This is a genomic window from Acidithiobacillus ferrivorans (assembly GCF_016250455.1).
GTDB classification, from domain to species: Bacteria; Pseudomonadota; Gammaproteobacteria; order Acidithiobacillales; family Acidithiobacillaceae; genus Acidithiobacillus; species Acidithiobacillus ferrivorans.
Map to the genome: position 1 here is coordinate 2780870 of NZ_CP059488.1, position 16602 is coordinate 2797471.

At 56.6% G+C, this 16602-nt stretch carries 21 protein-coding genes; 9 read left to right on the top strand and 12 right to left on the bottom strand.

Annotation, left to right across the window (positions count from 1 at the left end):
• Positions 1 to 53 precede the first annotated feature (53 nt).
• From ffh to H2515_RS13880, 3 genes are all read right to left on the bottom strand, one after another.
• Positions 54 to 1430, bottom strand: coding sequence for a signal recognition particle protein (gene ffh / locus H2515_RS13870; protein ID WP_198660418.1), 1377 nt, complete (start codon positions 1428 to 1430; stop codon positions 54 to 56).
• A gap of 112 nt (positions 1431 to 1542) precedes the next feature.
• Positions 1543 to 1761: a YgjP-like metallopeptidase domain-containing protein gene (locus tag H2515_RS16585; RefSeq protein WP_141672303.1), complete on the bottom strand. Its 219-nt coding sequence runs from the start codon at positions 1759 to 1761 to the stop codon at positions 1543 to 1545.
• Complete coding sequence (locus tag H2515_RS13880) at positions 1758 to 2396, bottom strand: glutathione S-transferase family protein (RefSeq protein ID WP_198660419.1); 639 nt, start codon at positions 2394 to 2396, stop codon at positions 1758 to 1760. Before H2515_RS13880 ends, H2515_RS16585 begins: the two co-directional genes overlap by 4 nt.
• Positions 2397 to 2873: 477 nt before the next feature.
• On the opposite strand from H2515_RS13880, the gene H2515_RS13885 reads away from it, so the two are divergent.
• Complete coding sequence (locus H2515_RS13885) at positions 2874 to 3050, top strand: hypothetical protein (protein ID WP_176712547.1); 177 nt, start codon at positions 2874 to 2876, stop codon at positions 3048 to 3050.
• Here H2515_RS13885 and H2515_RS13890 read toward each other — a convergent pair.
• The 3 genes from H2515_RS13890 to H2515_RS13900 are packed head-to-tail and all read right to left on the bottom strand — an operon-like array spanning position 3023 to position 6384.
• A complete protein-coding gene (locus H2515_RS13890) occupies positions 3023 to 4210 on the bottom strand; it encodes a glycosyltransferase (protein WP_232821415.1) in 1188 nt (395 codons plus the stop codon). The two genes, H2515_RS13885 and H2515_RS13890, sit on opposite strands and share 28 nt — an antisense overlap.
• Positions 4192 to 5322 (bottom strand): PilT/PilU family type 4a pilus ATPase, encoded by a 1131-nt coding sequence (locus H2515_RS13895; RefSeq protein ID WP_035190953.1) that lies wholly within the window; start codon positions 5320 to 5322, stop codon positions 4192 to 4194. Before H2515_RS13895 ends, H2515_RS13890 begins: the two co-directional genes overlap by 19 nt.
• A 9-nt stretch (positions 5323 to 5331) precedes the next feature.
• Positions 5332 to 6384, bottom strand: coding sequence for a type IV pilus twitching motility protein PilT (locus tag H2515_RS13900; protein WP_269319575.1), 1053 nt, complete (start codon positions 6382 to 6384; stop codon positions 5332 to 5334).
• A gap of 98 nt (positions 6385 to 6482) precedes the next feature.
• Between H2515_RS13900 and H2515_RS13905 the strand changes: the two genes are divergently transcribed.
• The 5 genes from H2515_RS13905 to bioB are packed head-to-tail and all read left to right on the top strand — an operon-like array spanning position 6483 to position 9575.
• Positions 6483 to 7154 carry a YggS family pyridoxal phosphate-dependent enzyme gene (locus tag H2515_RS13905; protein WP_035190950.1) on the top strand — a complete coding sequence of 224 codons (672 nt, stop codon included), beginning with the start codon at positions 6483 to 6485 and terminating at the stop codon, positions 7152 to 7154.
• Complete coding sequence (proC, locus tag H2515_RS13910; RefSeq protein ID WP_065412622.1) at positions 7151 to 7978, top strand: pyrroline-5-carboxylate reductase; 828 nt, start codon at positions 7151 to 7153, stop codon at positions 7976 to 7978. The genes H2515_RS13905 and proC overlap by 4 nt, the downstream gene beginning before the upstream one ends.
• Positions 7975 to 8253, top strand: a complete 279-nt coding sequence (locus H2515_RS13915; protein WP_081919196.1) for a YggT family protein — start codon at positions 7975 to 7977, stop codon at positions 8251 to 8253. Before proC ends, H2515_RS13915 begins: the two co-directional genes overlap by 4 nt.
• 24 nt (positions 8254 to 8277) lie before the next feature.
• Positions 8278 to 8625, top strand: a complete 348-nt coding sequence (locus H2515_RS13920; protein WP_198660421.1) for a DUF167 domain-containing protein — start codon at positions 8278 to 8280, stop codon at positions 8623 to 8625.
• Positions 8625 to 9575 carry a biotin synthase BioB gene (bioB, locus tag H2515_RS13925; RefSeq protein WP_035190944.1) on the top strand — a complete coding sequence of 317 codons (951 nt, stop codon included), beginning with the start codon at positions 8625 to 8627 and terminating at the stop codon, positions 9573 to 9575. Before H2515_RS13920 ends, bioB begins: the two co-directional genes overlap by 1 nt.
• Before the next feature lie 41 nt (positions 9576 to 9616).
• Here the strand turns inward: bioB and H2515_RS13930 are convergent, their stop codons facing one another.
• Positions 9617 to 10186: an acyloxyacyl hydrolase gene (locus H2515_RS13930; protein ID WP_035190943.1), complete on the bottom strand. Its 570-nt coding sequence runs from the start codon at positions 10184 to 10186 to the stop codon at positions 9617 to 9619.
• Between the two features lie 240 nt (positions 10187 to 10426).
• Between H2515_RS13930 and H2515_RS13935 the strand changes: the two genes are divergently transcribed.
• A complete protein-coding gene (locus H2515_RS13935) occupies positions 10427 to 11440 on the top strand; it encodes an HlyD family secretion protein (RefSeq protein WP_065412621.1) in 1014 nt (337 codons plus the stop codon).
• A gap of 9 nt (positions 11441 to 11449) precedes the next feature.
• Here the strand turns inward: H2515_RS13935 and argB are convergent, their stop codons facing one another.
• Positions 11450 to 12313: an acetylglutamate kinase gene (gene argB / locus H2515_RS13940; RefSeq protein ID WP_232821417.1), complete on the bottom strand. Its 864-nt coding sequence runs from the start codon at positions 12311 to 12313 to the stop codon at positions 11450 to 11452.
• Complete coding sequence (locus H2515_RS13945) at positions 12310 to 12957, bottom strand: TetR/AcrR family transcriptional regulator (RefSeq protein WP_035190939.1); 648 nt, start codon at positions 12955 to 12957, stop codon at positions 12310 to 12312. The genes argB and H2515_RS13945 overlap by 4 nt, the downstream gene beginning before the upstream one ends.
• 188 nt (positions 12958 to 13145) lie before the next feature.
• Here H2515_RS13945 and H2515_RS13950 point away from each other — a divergent pair, with 188 nt between their 5' ends.
• The gene (locus tag H2515_RS13950; protein WP_198660422.1) at positions 13146 to 14084 is read left to right on the top strand and encodes a hypothetical protein; all 939 of its coding nucleotides are present in this window, start codon (positions 13146 to 13148) and stop codon (positions 14082 to 14084) included.
• Between the two features lie 8 nt (positions 14085 to 14092).
• A complete protein-coding gene (locus tag H2515_RS13955) occupies positions 14093 to 14389 on the top strand; it encodes a zinc ribbon domain-containing protein (RefSeq protein ID WP_065412668.1) in 297 nt (98 codons plus the stop codon).
• Between the two features lie 80 nt (positions 14390 to 14469).
• On the opposite strand, the gene H2515_RS13960 is transcribed toward H2515_RS13955, so the two are convergent.
• The 3 genes from H2515_RS13960 to rnt form a co-directional block, all read right to left on the bottom strand.
• A complete protein-coding gene (locus H2515_RS13960; protein WP_035190932.1) occupies positions 14470 to 14838 on the bottom strand; it encodes a hypothetical protein in 369 nt (122 codons plus the stop codon).
• Between the two features lie 62 nt (positions 14839 to 14900).
• The gene (locus H2515_RS13965; protein ID WP_035190929.1) at positions 14901 to 15917 is read right to left on the bottom strand and encodes a CDP-6-deoxy-delta-3,4-glucoseen reductase; all 1017 of its coding nucleotides are present in this window, start codon (positions 15915 to 15917) and stop codon (positions 14901 to 14903) included.
• Between the two features lie 74 nt (positions 15918 to 15991).
• Entirely contained in the window at positions 15992 to 16597 is a 606-nt protein-coding gene (gene rnt / locus H2515_RS13970) for a ribonuclease T (RefSeq protein ID WP_014030095.1), read from the bottom strand.
• Positions 16598 to 16602: the final 5 nt, after the last annotated feature.

A 16602-nucleotide genomic window follows, 5' to 3' on the forward strand; every position in this document is an offset into this window, starting at 1 on the left:
GATCCTCTCCCTCTGTGCGGGAGAAAGGCGCGTATCGTAACTAAAAACAAGCTCTAACGGAAGGGTAAACCGCCCTTCAACATCGATTTTGGATTCATCCCCAGCAAACGGCTGAGCCCCCGACCCCCTTTACCCATTTTTTTGAACATCTTTTGCATCATTTCGAACTGTTTAAGCAGACGGTTGACCTCGGTGACGCTCGTCCCGGAACCCGCAGCAATCCGCCGCCGCCGCGAGGCTTTGATAATGTCCGGATGATGCCGCTCGCCAGGCGTCATGGAGTTGATGATGGCTTCCAGTCGGCGCATCGACTTGCCATCCTGCATGGCGCTCTGCGCCTCGGCGGGCAACTCACCCATGCCGGGCAGCTTATCCATGATACTGGCCATACCGCCCATGCGCTCAAGCTGGCGCAACTGCTCACGGAAGTCTTCCAGATCGAAGCCCTTGCCGCTGCGCAGCTTTTCGGTCATTTTCCGGGCCTGATCTTCGTCCACATCCTGCTGGACCTGCTCCACCAGACTGACGATGTCGCCCATGCCCAGAATGCGCGAGGCCATGCGATCCGGATAGAAGGGCTCCAGGCCCTTGCGAATTTTCTCACCGATACCAATAAACTTGATGGGTTTACCCGTAATGGCCCGCACCGATAGGGCCGCGCCACCGCGGGCGTCACCATCCGCCTTGGTGAGGATCACGCCGGTCAGCGGCAGGGCGTCGTTAAAGGCCTTGGCGGTATTCACCGCATCCTGACCGGTCATGGCATCGACCACGAAAAGCAGTTCCACCGGTTTGACCGCCGTGGTCAAGGCCTGCGCCTCGGCCATCATCTCGCTGTCCACGTGCAGACGCCCCGCCGTGTCGACGATGAGCACGTCGTAGACGCCGCGCTGCGCCGCTTCCACCGCATCCTGGGCGATGCGCACCGGCTGCTGGTCGGGGCTGGAGGGGAACACATCCACCGCAATATCTTTACCGAGATGCGCCAACTGCTCCATGGCGGCAGGACGATAGACGTCGGTACTGACCATCAGCACGCGCTTCTTTTCTTTGTCCTTGAGCCACAGAGCGAGCTTGGCACTGGTGGTGGTCTTACCCGAGCCCTGCAAACCTGCGAGGAGAATCACCGCCGGGGGGCGGGCGCTGAGATCAAGACGATCATTGTGCGCGCCCATCAACTTCACCAGCTCATCATGGACGATCTTGACAAAGACCTGCCCCGGCGTGAGGCTCTTGACCACGGCTTCGCCCATAGCCTCTTCGCGGACGTTACTGATGAAGTCCTTGACCACCGGCAGGGCTACGTCGGCCTCCAGCAGCGCCAGCCGCACATCGCGCAGGGCGTCGCGGATATTATCCTCACTCAGCCGTCCCTGGCCGCGCAAGTTCTTGAAGGTCTGGGTCAGTTTCTGGGTCAGATTGTCAAACATGGGTCCCCCTCGTGTAGGGGTGGATTTTGGACTGTATGGAGCGGTCGTGCAATGCGTGATATCACCCCTCCCGCCGCACCCGCAGAGGAGTGAACTGATGCCTTTGATGACGTCAGTCGGGCATGAAATGGTCCATCAGCACCCAGCACCCTGAACAGAGGTTGTGGGACAGCTTCAGCAGGTGGGTCATTCCGTGGACCAGCACGTATCCCAAGCATTCGGGCGGTTTTTTTGCCCATTCGCTCAACGATAAGGGGGTACCATGCAGTATAGAGCTATACAGCTTCAGGCGACAAAATGTATCACGCCGCCAGACCTTATTCCCTGTCATGTTTTTGTGGCGTCCTTGGGTAAAAGATCATCGTCGATCTGCTTGGCCCTGATGGCAGCCGGGCGGGCACTGACCCGTGACCAGTAATGTTCAAAGCCTGGGCGCCTTTCGATCGTGCCGAATTGCATGCCAAATCCCAAATGCGCACCCACGTACACATCGACAGCCGAGAAGTTGTCGCCGAGCAGATATTTACCCTGTTCCACCGCGTCTTCGAGCACATCCATCACCGCCGCATAAGTGCCGTAACCCATCATTTTCTCACGTTCCGGCGGCACGACAAAGCCCATGGCCCTATTGCTGGCTGCGGCCTCCAACGGGCCTGCGGCAAAGAACAGCCAGCGGAAGTACGGGCCTCGCAATCGATCATCGGGGGCCGGTGCCAGCCCCATCTGGGGAAAGGCATCCGCAAGGTAGGCGCAGATGGCCGCCGCTTCCGTCACCACGGTCTGCCCATGCTGGATGGCAGGGACCTTGCCCATGGGGTTAATGGCCAGATACTCGGGGGCCTTCATCGTCGTGCCATAGTCGAGCAGCACCGCCTGATAAGGCACACCCAATTCCTCGAGCATCCAGCGCACGATGCGGCCCCGCGACATGGGGTTGGTATAGAAGGTCAGGCGGTCATTAGGCATGGTTTTTTGCTCCGTTCGGTGCGGTTCACGCGATAAAAACGATCATGTCATATACACAGACGACCAGGGAGCCGGTAATTCAACTGACGGCCAAATTCTCCGCGCTTCATCCGGCGAGCTCATTAGCCCAACATTTTGAGCTGGCTGCTTTGCAGTGCCCATGACATACGACCTAATACCGACATGGAGCGACGCCAAAATCATAGTATAACTAAACTGGCACGTCACCCTTCGGTAAACCAGCATCGGAATAGCACATTAGTCAAGCGGGGGGCAAAATGAATGACCTAAATCAATTTTTACATAATACATAACAGTGTGTTACTGCCGTTCGTCCCACAAGATACTAGGCACCCCGTCGTCTGTAGATAAGGCCTGTCGTCTGTGGATCAGAGGGCTAGGATGACACCCCAATTGTCGAGGATGATACTTTTGTCCGTTAACACGTCCAGGCTTTTCGACTCCGAGGAATAGCACATGACCCAAGTGACCATTATCGGTGCGGGTTCTCGGTGGGCTGGCGGACGCGGTGGACCTGTGTTTGAACTGCTTTTCGGGATCGCCACCCACCTGCGACGCATCGGCAAACGTAAGCAGATCGAGCTGGTGTTCTTTAATCCGAGTGTTTACTGTTTTTCTCCGGGCATACCGTAATGCCGCCCCTTCCACGCGCCACCCCGGCCACCATAATGACGACGGGCAGAATCCAACGTCATGAGCGTGTAGAGCAGGGCGGCAAGGGGCAAGCTGAACATCCACAACGGATTCAGCGCATAAAGACGCAGGGAGGGCCGATAGGCCGTCAACATCAGCATGCAGGCCAGCAGCGCGGGCAACCCCAACCAGATATTTTTCGTCCAAAGGCCGAATAGCAGCCCCCCTATCGGCCAGGCATAAAGAAAAATCATCCCTAATATCGCCCCTAGCAAGCGCCAGGGGCTGAACTGCAGTTGCACATAGGCAGAACGCGCCACCATCCGCCATATTTCGCCAAGCCGCTGGTAATCACGCAGACTGTAGCTCTCCGTTCCCAGACCCAGCCAGATAGCTCCATGCGGCTTCACTAAAGCCGCTAACGTGCAGTCATCTATGCGTGCTCCGCGCATGGCAGCGAAGCCACCCGCCTTTTCGAGGGTCGCCCGCCGCAGCAGCATGCACCCCCCCGCAGCGCCAGCCAGCGCCCGGCGCGGGTTATTGACCCAGGGAAAGGGATACAGCATCTGGAAGAAGAAGATGAAGGGCGGAATCAGAAGACGCTCCCAAAAACTGCGACAAGAGAGCATCACCATCAGCGAGACCAGTGACCGGTCTTGATCCTCCACCTGTATGACGAGGCGTTGCAGAACATCCCGCCCATGAACAATATCGCCGTCGGTGAACCAGAGCAGCGGCACCAGGCCTGCCGCGTTCACCCCCTGGGCCATGGCCCAGACTTTACCCGCCCAGTTTTCCGGCAGCGGCGCGCCGCGCAACACCTCCAAACGGGAAGCAGCATCCACCCGACATGCCGCTTCCCGGGCACGCTCCGCGGTGCCGTCGCTGCTCTGGTCGTCCACCACGATGACGTGCAGCACACCGGGGTAGTCCTGCCTTAATAGAGCACTTACACAGTCACCAATACCCTCTGCTTCATTACGCGCAGGCACCACAGCGGTAACTTCCGGCCATGTGCGCTGCGTGCCGTTTTCGCTAAGGGGAAGACGCTGATCTGCCCGCCAAAAGGCGCCCCGCCCAAGGACCAGTATCAGCCAGGCCAGCAAGGCTGACCACGCGGCCAGCAGAACCCACCAGCCATTCAAGACTGAATGCGCCACTGCCCCTCTGCAGAGGTACTGGCACCCGGGTCCTCTACGCCACGTCGCATGCACTCCTGCTTGATGGCAAGGCGCAGGTCATTCTGCGAATCGGCTCCGCGCAGGGCATCCTCATATTCCACCAGCCCATCCATAAACAGTTGCCGCAGGCTTTGATCAAACGTCTGCATACCCACATCATTCGTCCGCGCCATGGCGTCTTTCAGCAAGCCCACTTCACCCTTATAGATCAAATCGGCAATAGCCGGGGTATTGATCAGCACCTCTATCGCGGCGACGCGCCCGCCCTGCCCCTTGATCGGCAACAGGCGTTGTGAGACCACGGCGCGCAAATTGAGCGAAAGGTCCATCAACAATTGTTTTTTACGGTCCTCCGGGAAAAAGTTGATGATACGTTCAATGGCCTGATTCGCATTGTTCGCATGTAAGGTCGACATACACAAATGTCCGGTTTCTGCATATGCCATGGCATGGTCCATGGTATCCCGACTACGCACTTCGCCGATCAGAATAACATCTGGCGCCTCCCGCAAGGCATTCTCCAGCGCCCGCTCGTAATTCAGGGTATCGATACCCACTTCGCGCTGATTGACGATAGACATCGCATTCTTGTGAAGAAATTCAATGGGGTCCTCAATCGTGAGAATATGGCCCGCCGCATTCTGATTGCGATACTGAATCATCGATGCCAGAGAAGTACTTTTACCAGAACCGGTAGCCCCGACGAAGAGCACCAGACCTCGGGAGGCCATGGCCAGATTTTTCAGTATGGGCGGCAGCCTGAGCTGCTCCAGACTGGGAATTTGCGTCTTAATGGCGCGCAAGACAAAGCTCAGTTCACCACGCTGAAAAAAGCCATTGACCCGGAAACGCCCAATCCCGGACGCGGAGATGGCCATGTTAATTTCTTTTTCCTGCTGGAATTCCTGCAACCGCTCCATGCCCAAAATCTCTTTAGCAAGATTCAGCACCTGACTCGGCTTCAGCATCTCAGTCCCTAATGAAACCGCCCGCCCGTCAATTTTCATAACCGGCGGCGAGCCTACGGTGAGGTAAAGATCAGAACCGTTTTTTTCCACCATCAAGATCAGCAGATCATCCAGTACAGACATAAATTATCCTCAGGCCACATTCATAAAGCTGTCTTTATTCTGTACCCGGCGCAGAGCATCTTCGCGGGTTACCTTGTGGGACCGCACCAAATCAGCAAGGCACTGGTCGAGCGTTTGCATACCCTGATTTTGTCCAGTCTGGATCACCGAATACATCTGCGCCACCTTATTTTCGCGAATAAGGTTTCGGATAGCCGGTGTGGCAATCATAATTTCATGCGCGGCTACCCGGCCTTTGCCATCAGCCGTTTTGAGCAGGGTCTGAGAAATAACTGCGCGCAGAGATTCTGACAACATCGCGCGAACCATATCCTTTTCCCCCCCAGGGAAGGAATCGACAATACGGTCGATAGTTTTCGGCGCCGAACTGGTATGCAGCGTCGCAAACACGATATGGCCCGTTTCCGCCGCAGTCAGCGCCAGGCGCATGGTCTCCAGGTCACGCAACTCGCCCACCAGAATAATATCCGGATCTTCACGTAAAGCTGAGCGCAGGGCATTTTCAAAGGAGTGGGTGTTGGCACCTACCTCACGCTGGTTGATGAGACATTTCTTGGGAGTGTGCAAAAATTCGATGGGATCTTCAATGGTAATAATATGGTCAGCGCGGTTCGCATTGATATGATCCACCATCGCCGCCAGCGTCGTAGATTTACCTGACCCCGTCGGCCCGGTGACCAGCACCAGTCCACGCGGTACGTTGATGATCTCTACAAAAGACTTGGGTGCATTGAGATCTTCCAGACTCAGCACCTTGGCGGGAATCGTCCGAAATGCCGCCGCGGGCCCACGGTCCTGGTTGAAGGCATTCACCCGAAAACGCGCCACACCGGGCAGTTCATAGGCAAAATCGATTTCCAGATTTTCCTCATACCCCTTCCGCTGAGAATCATTCATGATGTCGTAAATCATGCCATGTACGGCCTTTCTGTCCTGCGCCTCCACATTGAGGGGGCGAATATCGCCGTTGATCCGCAGCATAGGCGACAAACCCGCCGAGATATGCGTGTCCGAAGCATTGTTTTTCACCGCGAAGGCGAGCAGTTCTGAAATGTCCATCATGCAGCTCCCAAAAGAAACGGCCCGTGATTTGGGACCAAAGGCTATTGAGCGTTACTATAGTCGACATTGACCATTTCGCCCACGTCTGCCGGAGACCGATGCCCCTCGCCGAACGCCTAACCCATGTGCAATGTGCGATTGCCGATCGTCCACCACAATGTCTGCTCGCCGCCAGCAAGGGTGTCGCGGCAAAGACACTGCGGCGCGCTTATGCACTCGGCCTCCGTCACTTCGGCGAAAACTATCTGCAGGAAGCCCTGGACAAGCAAATGGCGCTGAGCGATCTGGATGGCATCGTCTGGCACTTCATCGGCCGCATCCAGCGCAACAAGACTGCAGCATTAGCCCGGCATTTTGACTGGGTGGAAAGTGTAGACCGCTCACTCATCGCTGAACGACTCAATACCGCGCGCGCGGGCATGGTAGCGCCGTTAAACGTGCTGATTGAGGTCGCTGTCAGTGCGGAAGACAGCAAAGGGGGTTGCGCCCCCGAAGAAGTTCCCGAATTGGCCCTCGCTATTTCCCGATTATCCCATTTACGGCTGCGCGGTCTGATGGCCCTGGTCCACCCACAAGCGGAGCAGGCAGACGCCGACTTCCGCCGGATGGCAGAACTTTTCTTCGCGCTGCAACAGACCCCGGTCCATGCCGATCTGGATACCCTCTCCATGGGCACTTCGGCGGACTACCTCCAAGCCCTGCAACACAGCGCCACCGAGATCCGTCTTGGTACCATCCTCTTCGGAGCACGTACCCAGGAGTCCTTATGATTACTCAGAATATCGTCTTCATTGGTGCCGGTAACATGGCACGCGCGCTCATCGCCGGCCTGCGGCTTCAAGGCGTTACGGGCGAGCAGATTCAGGTTCACGCCCCCAGCGTCATGCGCCGTGATGCACTTGCGGAAGAGTTCGGCATTCGCAGCCTGTCGGCGGCAGCGCAGCGTTTACCGACCAACAGCGTGGTGATCTATGCCGCCAAGCCGCAACAAATCTCGTCGGTGCTCGCGCCCTGGCGGCAGGACTTTACCGATGCCGGGGTGCTCTTTCTCTCCGTCGCCGCGGGCGTCGGCAGTGCGCGCATCGCCGCCGAACTGAACACCGGGAGCGCCATCGTGCGCAGCATGCCCAACACCCCGGCGCAGGTGGGTGCCGGAGCAACCGCCCTTTACGCCCGCGATTCGGTGAACGCTGCCCAACGTCAGACCGCCGCAGCCATCATGTCCAGTGTGGGCCAGATTTACTGGCTGAGTGATGAGTCGCTGATGGATGCCGTTACTGCGCTCTCTGGAAGCGGCCCTGCCTACATCCTGCTGTTTCTGGAGGCACTCGAAGATGCTGCCGTGCTGCAAGGCCTGGACCGACCCACCGCCCGCGCGCTCGCTTTACAAACCGTACTCGGTACCGCGCAAATGGCCGCTGCCAGCAGGCTCAGCCCGACCGAACTGCGCCATCAGGTCACCAGCCCCGGCGGCACCACGGCAGCGGGTTTAGCCACCTGGGAAGAGCAGTTGCGACCACTGGCGCAGCGGGCCCTGGCCGCCGCGGCCGAGCGCAGCCGCGCTCTGGGCAGCCCCAAAAAGGATATAACGTGACCGAACTCAGCATTATGGCAGCCCGTCTTACCAGCCTTGTCCTGACCCTGCTGTTCTGGGCCATTCTCATCCGTGCCATCCTGTCCTGGGTACAGCCCGATCCGCGCAATCCGATCGTCCAGTTCCTCGAGCGGGTGACCGGCCCCATTCTTTATCCGCTACAGCGGATCATCCCGCCACTGGGTGGCATTGATCTCAGCCCGTTGGTGGCCATGCTTCTCATCGAGTTGCTCAAAGGCCTGCTGGTCAATGCCATCCTCAATTTGGGCGGCTAACCCATTGCCGGCAGGCTGCGGCATATGACACCTATAGAAGCACCGCCCCCATACCTGCGCGTACAGGGTGACGATCTGTATTTACGCGTCCGGGTACAGCCGGGTGCCAAGGCCGATGCCATCAGCGGATGCCACGGCGATGCCCTCAAGATCCGTCTGCGCGCCCGGCCCGTGGAGGGCGCTGCCAACACTGCCCTTGCTGCCTTCCTCTGTGCTACCCTACGCCTCAAAGGATCGCAGATTACCTTGGTGCAGGGCGAAAGCGCGCGAGACAAAACACTGCGCATCCGCGCGGCGTCTGCCGGTGTTCAGGCCCAGCTCAGAAAATACGCGGAATCCTCCCACCCACCTGCTCTCAACAGGGACGACTGATGAACACCACCGCACCACCTCAGACTCTTGATACCATCCTCGAAATCTATGCCAGCCCCTTCAACGATCTGATTTTTGAGGCGCAAAAGGTGCATCGGCTACATTTTGATCCGAATGCCATCCAGTGCTCCACCCTCCTGTCCATCAAGACAGGTGGTTGCCCTGAGGATTGCGGCTACTGTTCACAAAGCGCCCATCACCAGACGGCGCTCAAGGCGGAAGCCCTCATGGATCTTGATCAGGTTCGGGCGGCCGCACAGGAGGCCAAAGCCAACGGGGCCCAACGCCTGTGCATGGGGGCTGCCTGGCGCTCCCCGCACGACAAGGACATCGAAAAAGTCGCCGCCATGATTGGCGTGGTCAAAGAATATGGCCTGGAAAGCTGCGTCACGCTGGGCATGCTTAAGCCCGGGCAGGCAGAACGCTTACAGAATGCCGGCCTCGACTACTACAACCACAACCTCGACACCTCACCCGAGTTTTACGGCGAAGTCATCCACACCCGTAGCTATCAGGATCGCCTCGACACGCTGGAGACAGTGCGTGGCGCCGGCATCAAGATCTGCAGCGGCGGCATCCTCGGCATGGGTGAATCCCGCCGTGACCGGGCACGTATGCTGCAGGTGCTGGCACATCTGCCGCAAGCCCCGGAGAGCATCCCTATCAACGCCCTGGTTCCCGTTCCCGGTACCCCGCTGGAAGCGGCCGAACCCATTGATGGCTTCGAGTTTGTGCGCACTATAGCTGTTACCCGCATACTCTTCCCCAAGGCCTATGTACGACTCTCCGCTGGGCGCGGAGCCATGGGCGATGAATTGCAGGCTCTCGCCTTCCTGGCCGGCGCCAACAGTATTTTCCTTGGGGATCGCTTGCTGACGACAGACAATGCCAGCATGGGCCACGATCAGTCGCTGTTCAGCCGACTAGGGCTGCACCGGAGCGAAGCCTGATCACCCGCGCCAAAACGAGCCCGGACAGGCCCTGGTTTATCTCAGGAGGAGTGGTCACCAAAAGACAAGGGAATGGAGTAATTCAGCATGATCTCATCTTCACCAGGATCCTCCTGGGCGATATATGCGTTGGAAATATGGGCGATTTTAAGCCCAAATCGTGATTGATTCGCAAACTGATAGGCCAGACTCAACTCCAGGCGGAACTGGAAGACACCATCCAGGTATTTGCCCCGCCCCCGATTATATCCACCTATGCCGAGCACTGGCGTCAGCACCCAGTGATCCCAGGCGACATCCGAGTACAAGCCGGTATAACCCATGAAACCACCATTGGTATTAGCGACTATACCCCAAAGCGCGCCAATGCCGAACAATTTGGAGGCAGACTGGTATTCCAGATCGATTTCGGGAAGAGTCGCATTACCTCGATGTCCGGGACCGGGCTCAACACCCGCCGCATTAAAGGCACCAATGCCGGCACTGAAATAAGCAGGGCCGCCCTGAATCACATGCAACCCTGTATCACCTGCCTGCGCCGACCCTGTCACCAACACACCCAGTGCAGCGCTACCCATAATCCCTGCCCAGACTCTCATATCCTGCTTCATGACCACTCCTTATTAACGATATATCGGCCGCCTTGCCGACAGGAATCGTTTGCGTTATGGTATCAACCGAACGGTCAGTATGCGTTCACTCAGCATACGTGTCAAAAATATTATGGCCGCTCTGAGCCGTACAGACATTACGCGCAAGACCTTATGTTAAATGAGTTCTTCGCATGAACCGACTTTCAGAAACAGGTCCGGAGAGTCACCCGGCTACCTGGATTGCAACAAGGGATACCTATGCGCTGGCTCAAACGCCTTCCGGTTCTGATCATCATCGTCGTCGTTGCTTTTAGCGCCTACGCCTACTTCCAGATTGCTGATTACTACCCCAACACGGACGATGCTTATGTACACGCCCATGTCGTGGACATTGCACCGCGGGTAACAGGGCATATCGTCGCTATTTATGTACATGATAATCAGGTCGTGCAGGCTGGACAGCCTCTGGTCAAAGTGGACCCGCGGGCCTATCGCTACGCTCTGCAGAAAACCGAGGCTGAATTGATGCAGGCGGAAAGGCAGACCACCGCCATTCGGGCCAACATTGCCGGAGCGCTGGCCAATATCAGCGCCGACCAAGTCAATTACCAGAATGCCCAGCGCAACGCACAGCGCGCGGCGGCATTGGCGGCACAGAAATACCTGTCTGCGCAACAGGCAGACAATCAGCTGACCGCCGCGCAAAGTGCCGGGGCACGCTTGGCCGCTGATCAGGCTGCCCTGGCGGAAAGGCGGGCACAGCAAGGGCTCAACGCCGCGCGTATCACCGCCGCCAAGGCGGCGGTCAGCACCGCGAAGATGTACCTTTCCGAAACCACCCTCTACGCGCCCATCACCGGGGTCGTCAGCAAAGTGGATAATATCCATGTGGGCGACGTGGTCAATGTCAATCAAGATTTGTTCCCTCTGATTGGCAATGCGGAATACTGGGTTGAGGCCAACTACAAGGAAACCGATCTCCACCGGGTACATCCCGGCCAGACTGCAGAACTCACCATTGATATGTACCCTAACCATCGCTTCAAAGGAAAGGTAGTGAGCCTGAGTGGTGGTGCGGGCAACGCCTTCTCCCTGCTGCCCCCGGAAAATGCTACGGGTAACTGGGTCAAGGTGACGCAACGCGTGCCCGTGCGGGTCCTCATCACCAACCCGGACCCCAGGTTCCCGCTCCGGATTGGTACCAGCGTGTCGGTAACGGTGGATACGGGCGGAGCACCGCGTTGGGTCAAGGCACTGCGGCCATTCCTCTGAAAGCAGAGGTTAATCAGAGATCAATGTGCCTACACCCGCGTCGGTGAATATCTCCAGCAACAACGCATGGGGTACCCGACCATCAATGATATGCGCGGCGTGGACCCCGGCGGCCACCGCATCCAGACAGCACTGAATCTTGGGTAACATGCCGCCATAAATATGGCCATCGGCAACCATCCGAGCCACCTCAGCAGCTTCCAAATGCGTGCGCAGTCGTCCGTCCTGATCCAGTACTCCGGCGACATTGGTCATCAGAATCAGCTTCTCAGCCTTCAGCGTCGCGGCGAGGGCACCTGCCACCAAGTCTGCGTTGATATTGTAGGATTCGCCCTGGGTGCCTACACCAATCGGCGCCACCACCGGAATGAATTCGCCTTGATCCAGCAGTCGGATAACATCAGGGTTCACCTGGGCTACCTCACCCACCAGACCGAGGTCAACACCGTTGCGACGCAAAGGACGGGCGTGCAGCAATCCACCATCCTTTCCCGTCAGCCCCACCGCCCGCCCGCCCGCCCGGTTGATGGCCTGCACGATCTCCTTGTTAACGCGCCCGCCGAGAACCATTTCCACCACCTCCATGGTGGCCGCATCCGTCACGCGCATGCCATCCACAAAATGCGTCTGCACCCCGAGTCGCCCCAGCATGGCGCCGATCTGCGGTCCGCCGCCATGTACCACCACCGGATTCATGCCCACCTGTTTCATCAGGGTCACATCGTAAGCAAACTGCTCCTGAAGATGGGTTTCGGTCATGGCATTACCACCATATTTGATGACGATGGTACGCCCATGGAAACGCTGCATGTAAGGCAACGCCTCTACCAATATATGCGCCTGCAAGTGCGGATCATTGTGCATAGAGCTCATCGTGTACTCGCCGTATCTATCGAAGATGCTGGAATCAGCCCGCGCAAAAGAATTTCCACAATTCCAGCGTCATAACCTGCAGGATCGTCGGCAAAGGTTATAGGCGGATAATGACGGAGGATATCGCGGGACTGGAAAAAGAAGACATTCGCACCCAACAGCAGGGTTGCCACTAGGGCCGGGTCAAAATCCACCCGCAGTTCACCTCGGGACTGACCGGCCTCGAGCACGGCGACCAATGCCGAAAATACATCGGCAAAGCCCTGTTCGGCGAACTCTTGTGCTCTGGGCGCGCCCTTTTCGAGAATTTCCCGCCATACCAGACGCACCAATTCCGGTCGGTCTAACAGTGCCTGGAGATGGCAGCGCGCGAAATGCCGGAGCACATCCACCACGGCTCCGTGGGCGTTGACCGCATCATTGAGCAATGTCCGTAAATTGTGGCTGGCAGCGCGCAATACCGCAAGATAGAGCGCATCTTTGTTGGGAAAATAATGATAGATATTGGCTTTGCTGATACCCGCCTGCAAAGCGATGGCGTTCATGGAGACGGCATCAAATGCCTTATCGGAGAAAAGTTTTTCAGCAGCCGCTAAAATCCGCTGCCGACCCTCACCTTCGATTGCCAGTGGCAAATCCCCCATGAACCCTCCGCCTCCAATCTGCATATGGCGACCACAGTTGCACAATACCCGACCAATCGGTCAATATCGGGCAGTGTAGCACCACCCATGGTAATTGTCCCTCTGTGGACAAGGGCCGATAGTTATCCACCATCCGCCTGCAATTTGCTATTCTAGGCGCCAAGGATGGCGACTAAGGAACTACACACATGTTTACCCATACACCCAGCCAGGGAGACCTGTCTTTCGCTTTATTGTTGCGGGCGCTGCGCGGCATTACCTTATGGCAACCTATTCTGGTGTACATCATCGCCGTTTTCCTGGGCATCTCTGGCCTGGAACTCTTCGCACAATGGCCTGGGGGTTGGGCTGGTGCCACCATTGGGGTGATTATTCTGCTGATCAGTTTTGGTGTCGGCTACCTGGGCGCTGGCGGTGTTCTACTGCACGAGGCGCGCGGTGACCCGTTGCCGGGAATAGTTAAAAGTCTCCACTTTGGCATACGGGTGCTGCCGCGCCTGCTGGGGCTGCTGATTATTGAAAGTCTTTTGCTCTTGGGCATTTTTGTCGTAGAAGTATTGGGATTTCTCGCTTGCAAGATACCGGGGATTGGCGCGATGCTCTTTGTCCCGCTCTTCCCTGCCATCATGTTAGTAAACGCCATTGTTTTTGTCCTCGCCATTATTGTCTTCAATCTCTCCGGACCCGCTTTATGGCACGGCGAAAGCGTAGGCAACTCACTCCGTCATACCATCGCCATTGCACGCAATAAACCAGGTTCTATTCTGCTGATGATGTTGCTGCTCGCCGCATTGGCAACGGGTATGGGAATTATCATCGCGGTGATTCTCTACACTGGATATAGCATGGCACTAACGGCGGCTACCCCGGTGCTGGCCGCAGAAATCATCCGCAGTGCAGACATGTTCTGGCAAATGCTGGGGGCACTGTCTGGCGACAGACTCATCAGCGGCGAAATACTTGCGCAGCCAGTGGCAACGAGCACCTCCTTATATAGCGCGGGACTCAGCATGGGGGTCGGCCTGGCCGCTGCGCTGGTTTTTATTCTCCCTAATGTAGTGTTCCTGCTGGGTATGGCGCATATCTATATTGAGGCTCTTGAACTGATAGCACCGGAGGATGTCTAAATTTCGCCATGAAAAAATGCATACGTCTACTGGAAATTGAGAAAAACCGCTGCCAGAGTTGCGGCATGCCGCTACAGTTTGATCCCCAAGGCGGCGGGACGGAGACTGACGGCAGCCATAGTATCCATTACTGTAGCTACTGCTATGCGGCCGGGCAGTTCAAGGAGCCGGAACTGACGCTGGACGCCATGCAACACCGTGTCCGTCAACTGATGCGCAACCGCAATAACCCATGGTATATCCGCGCTTACATGGCGCACCGCGTACCAATGCTGGCACGCTGGCGGGGATGCAAAAGGCGTTAGGGGAATGTCGTATTATAAGAAGCCCCCGCAACTCATCGCTGCGGGGGCTTCTGTACTTAAAAAACTGCTCAGATCGAGGACTAAATCGCGGAACGGGGACGCCGTCCACGACGGGGCTTCAATTCTTGCATGAGCGCGTTTCCACGATTATCCAACTCACCCAGCAGATGGCTATTGTCACCCACGCGGTCACGAACTTCAGCGACAGCCGCAAGAATCTGCGCAGGCTCCCAATCAGGCACCAAACGAGAAATGCGGTCCATCAATGACCGCCGTTGTGCTTCACGCTCACGACGTGCGCGTGGGTTTTCCTGCAAACTCCGCTTCTGCTGCTCGAATTTTGCCAACTGCTCACGCAGCCGCATTTCTGTCTGGCGTTGCTTCTCTTCTAAATCCGCCAGACGCTCTTCTGAGGTACGGCGATGACGTTTCTTTGCTTGTGCTTCCATACTCGATCACTCCTTAAAATCAGGTTGTCATGGCGGAAGAAATCACCAATGCGATAATTATGTCAGCTTGTTTTTGCTTTGGCAAATACAAATGCATCGGCAAAAACATGTTCTGGATTCAATCCTACTCCCTGTAAAGCAGCGGATAAGGAAAACACCATATCTGGATGCCCGCAAATATAAGCATCGATTGCGCTCGCGTCTGGAAAATCATGAATGACTTGTGCAGTAACATAACCAGTGGCTCCCGACCAGGAAGCATCCGGGCGCGATACTATCTGGGTTACCTGAAAATGGTCATGGCGCGACTGCCATTCACTCAGTAAATCGTGATAATAAAAATCTTCCGCATGACGTACACCCCAATAAAAATGGATAGGCCGTATGGAGTCCTGCGCGAAGAGCGACTCGAGCATACCCTTAATAGGCGCGAAGCCTGTGCCAGTGGCGACCATCAGCAAAGGACGCGTGGATTCCTGGCGAATAAAGAAAGTGCCTAATGGGCCTTCAAAGCGCAGGATGTCCTTTTCTTTTAAAGCACCAAAAACATGCCCGGTAAAGGCGCCACCCGACACCTTTTTAATGTGCAGCTCTAACAGCGCATCGTCGCCGGGTACATTGGCAAGGGAAAAACTCCGCCTGCCGCCATCTTTCAGAAGGATGTCGATGTACTGCCCAGGCAGAAACTGCAGGCGCTCTGTAGTCGGAATCTTTAGAAAGAGAGCACGCACATCAGGTGCCAAATCCACTATTTTGGCCACCCGCGACGGCAGGGTTTTAATCTGAATATCCTTGGCGGCGCCGATCTCCCGGACTTCTATGCTTACATCGGACAAGGGCATTGCCTGACAGAAGAGCGCCAAACCCAACGCCTTCTCCGCGGCCGACAATACTTTTTCTTCCACCTTCCCGTAATCCACTTCGCCACTGAGAATACGTCCCTTGCAGGTCGCACAGGTACCATTGCGACAACCATAGGGGATGTTAAAACCATGCCGTAGGGCGGCCTCCAGGATAGTTTCATCACTATCGCAATCCAGCTCATGGCCACTGGGTTCAATATGCAGACGGTAAGGCATACGCACTTCCTTTCATAAAAATTTAAACTATTTTAGCGGACATTCTAACAGATGTGCGGCATGCTGGTCCTGCTTCAGGGGTACTCCCGGTTGAGATCATAGCGATTCACAATCCGACAGAATAATTCCGCCGTCTGGCGCGCATCATAGAGTGCTGAATGCGCCTGGGTGTGGTCCCAGTCCAGACCGGCGGCCATAGCGGCCTTGGCCAGCACGGTCTCACCATAGGCCAAACCGGCCAGACTGACGGTGTCAAAGGTGCTGAAAAGATGAAAGGGATTATTTTTAACACCCGTTCGCTTTTCTGCTGCCTTGATAAACGACAGGTCAAAAGAGGCGTTGTGGCCCACAAGAATGGCCCGCCGACATTGGGCAGCCTTTACAGCCGTGCGCACCGGCCGGAAGATCCCGCGCAAGGTTTCTTCCTCGGAAATCGCACCGCGCAGTGGCTGAAAGGGATCAATACCGGTGAATGCCAATGCCGCCGGATCGAGCACGGCCCCGGCAAAGGGTTGCACATGAAAGTGGTGAGCGGCTACCGGCCGTAACTGCCCTACTTCGCCGCCAATGATAATCGCAGCCACTTCTAACAAAGCATTACGGTCAGGATCAAATCCTGCCGTTTCCACATCGACCACTACCGGCAAAAAGCCGCGAAAACGTCCGGCTAAAGCCGCCATTAGAG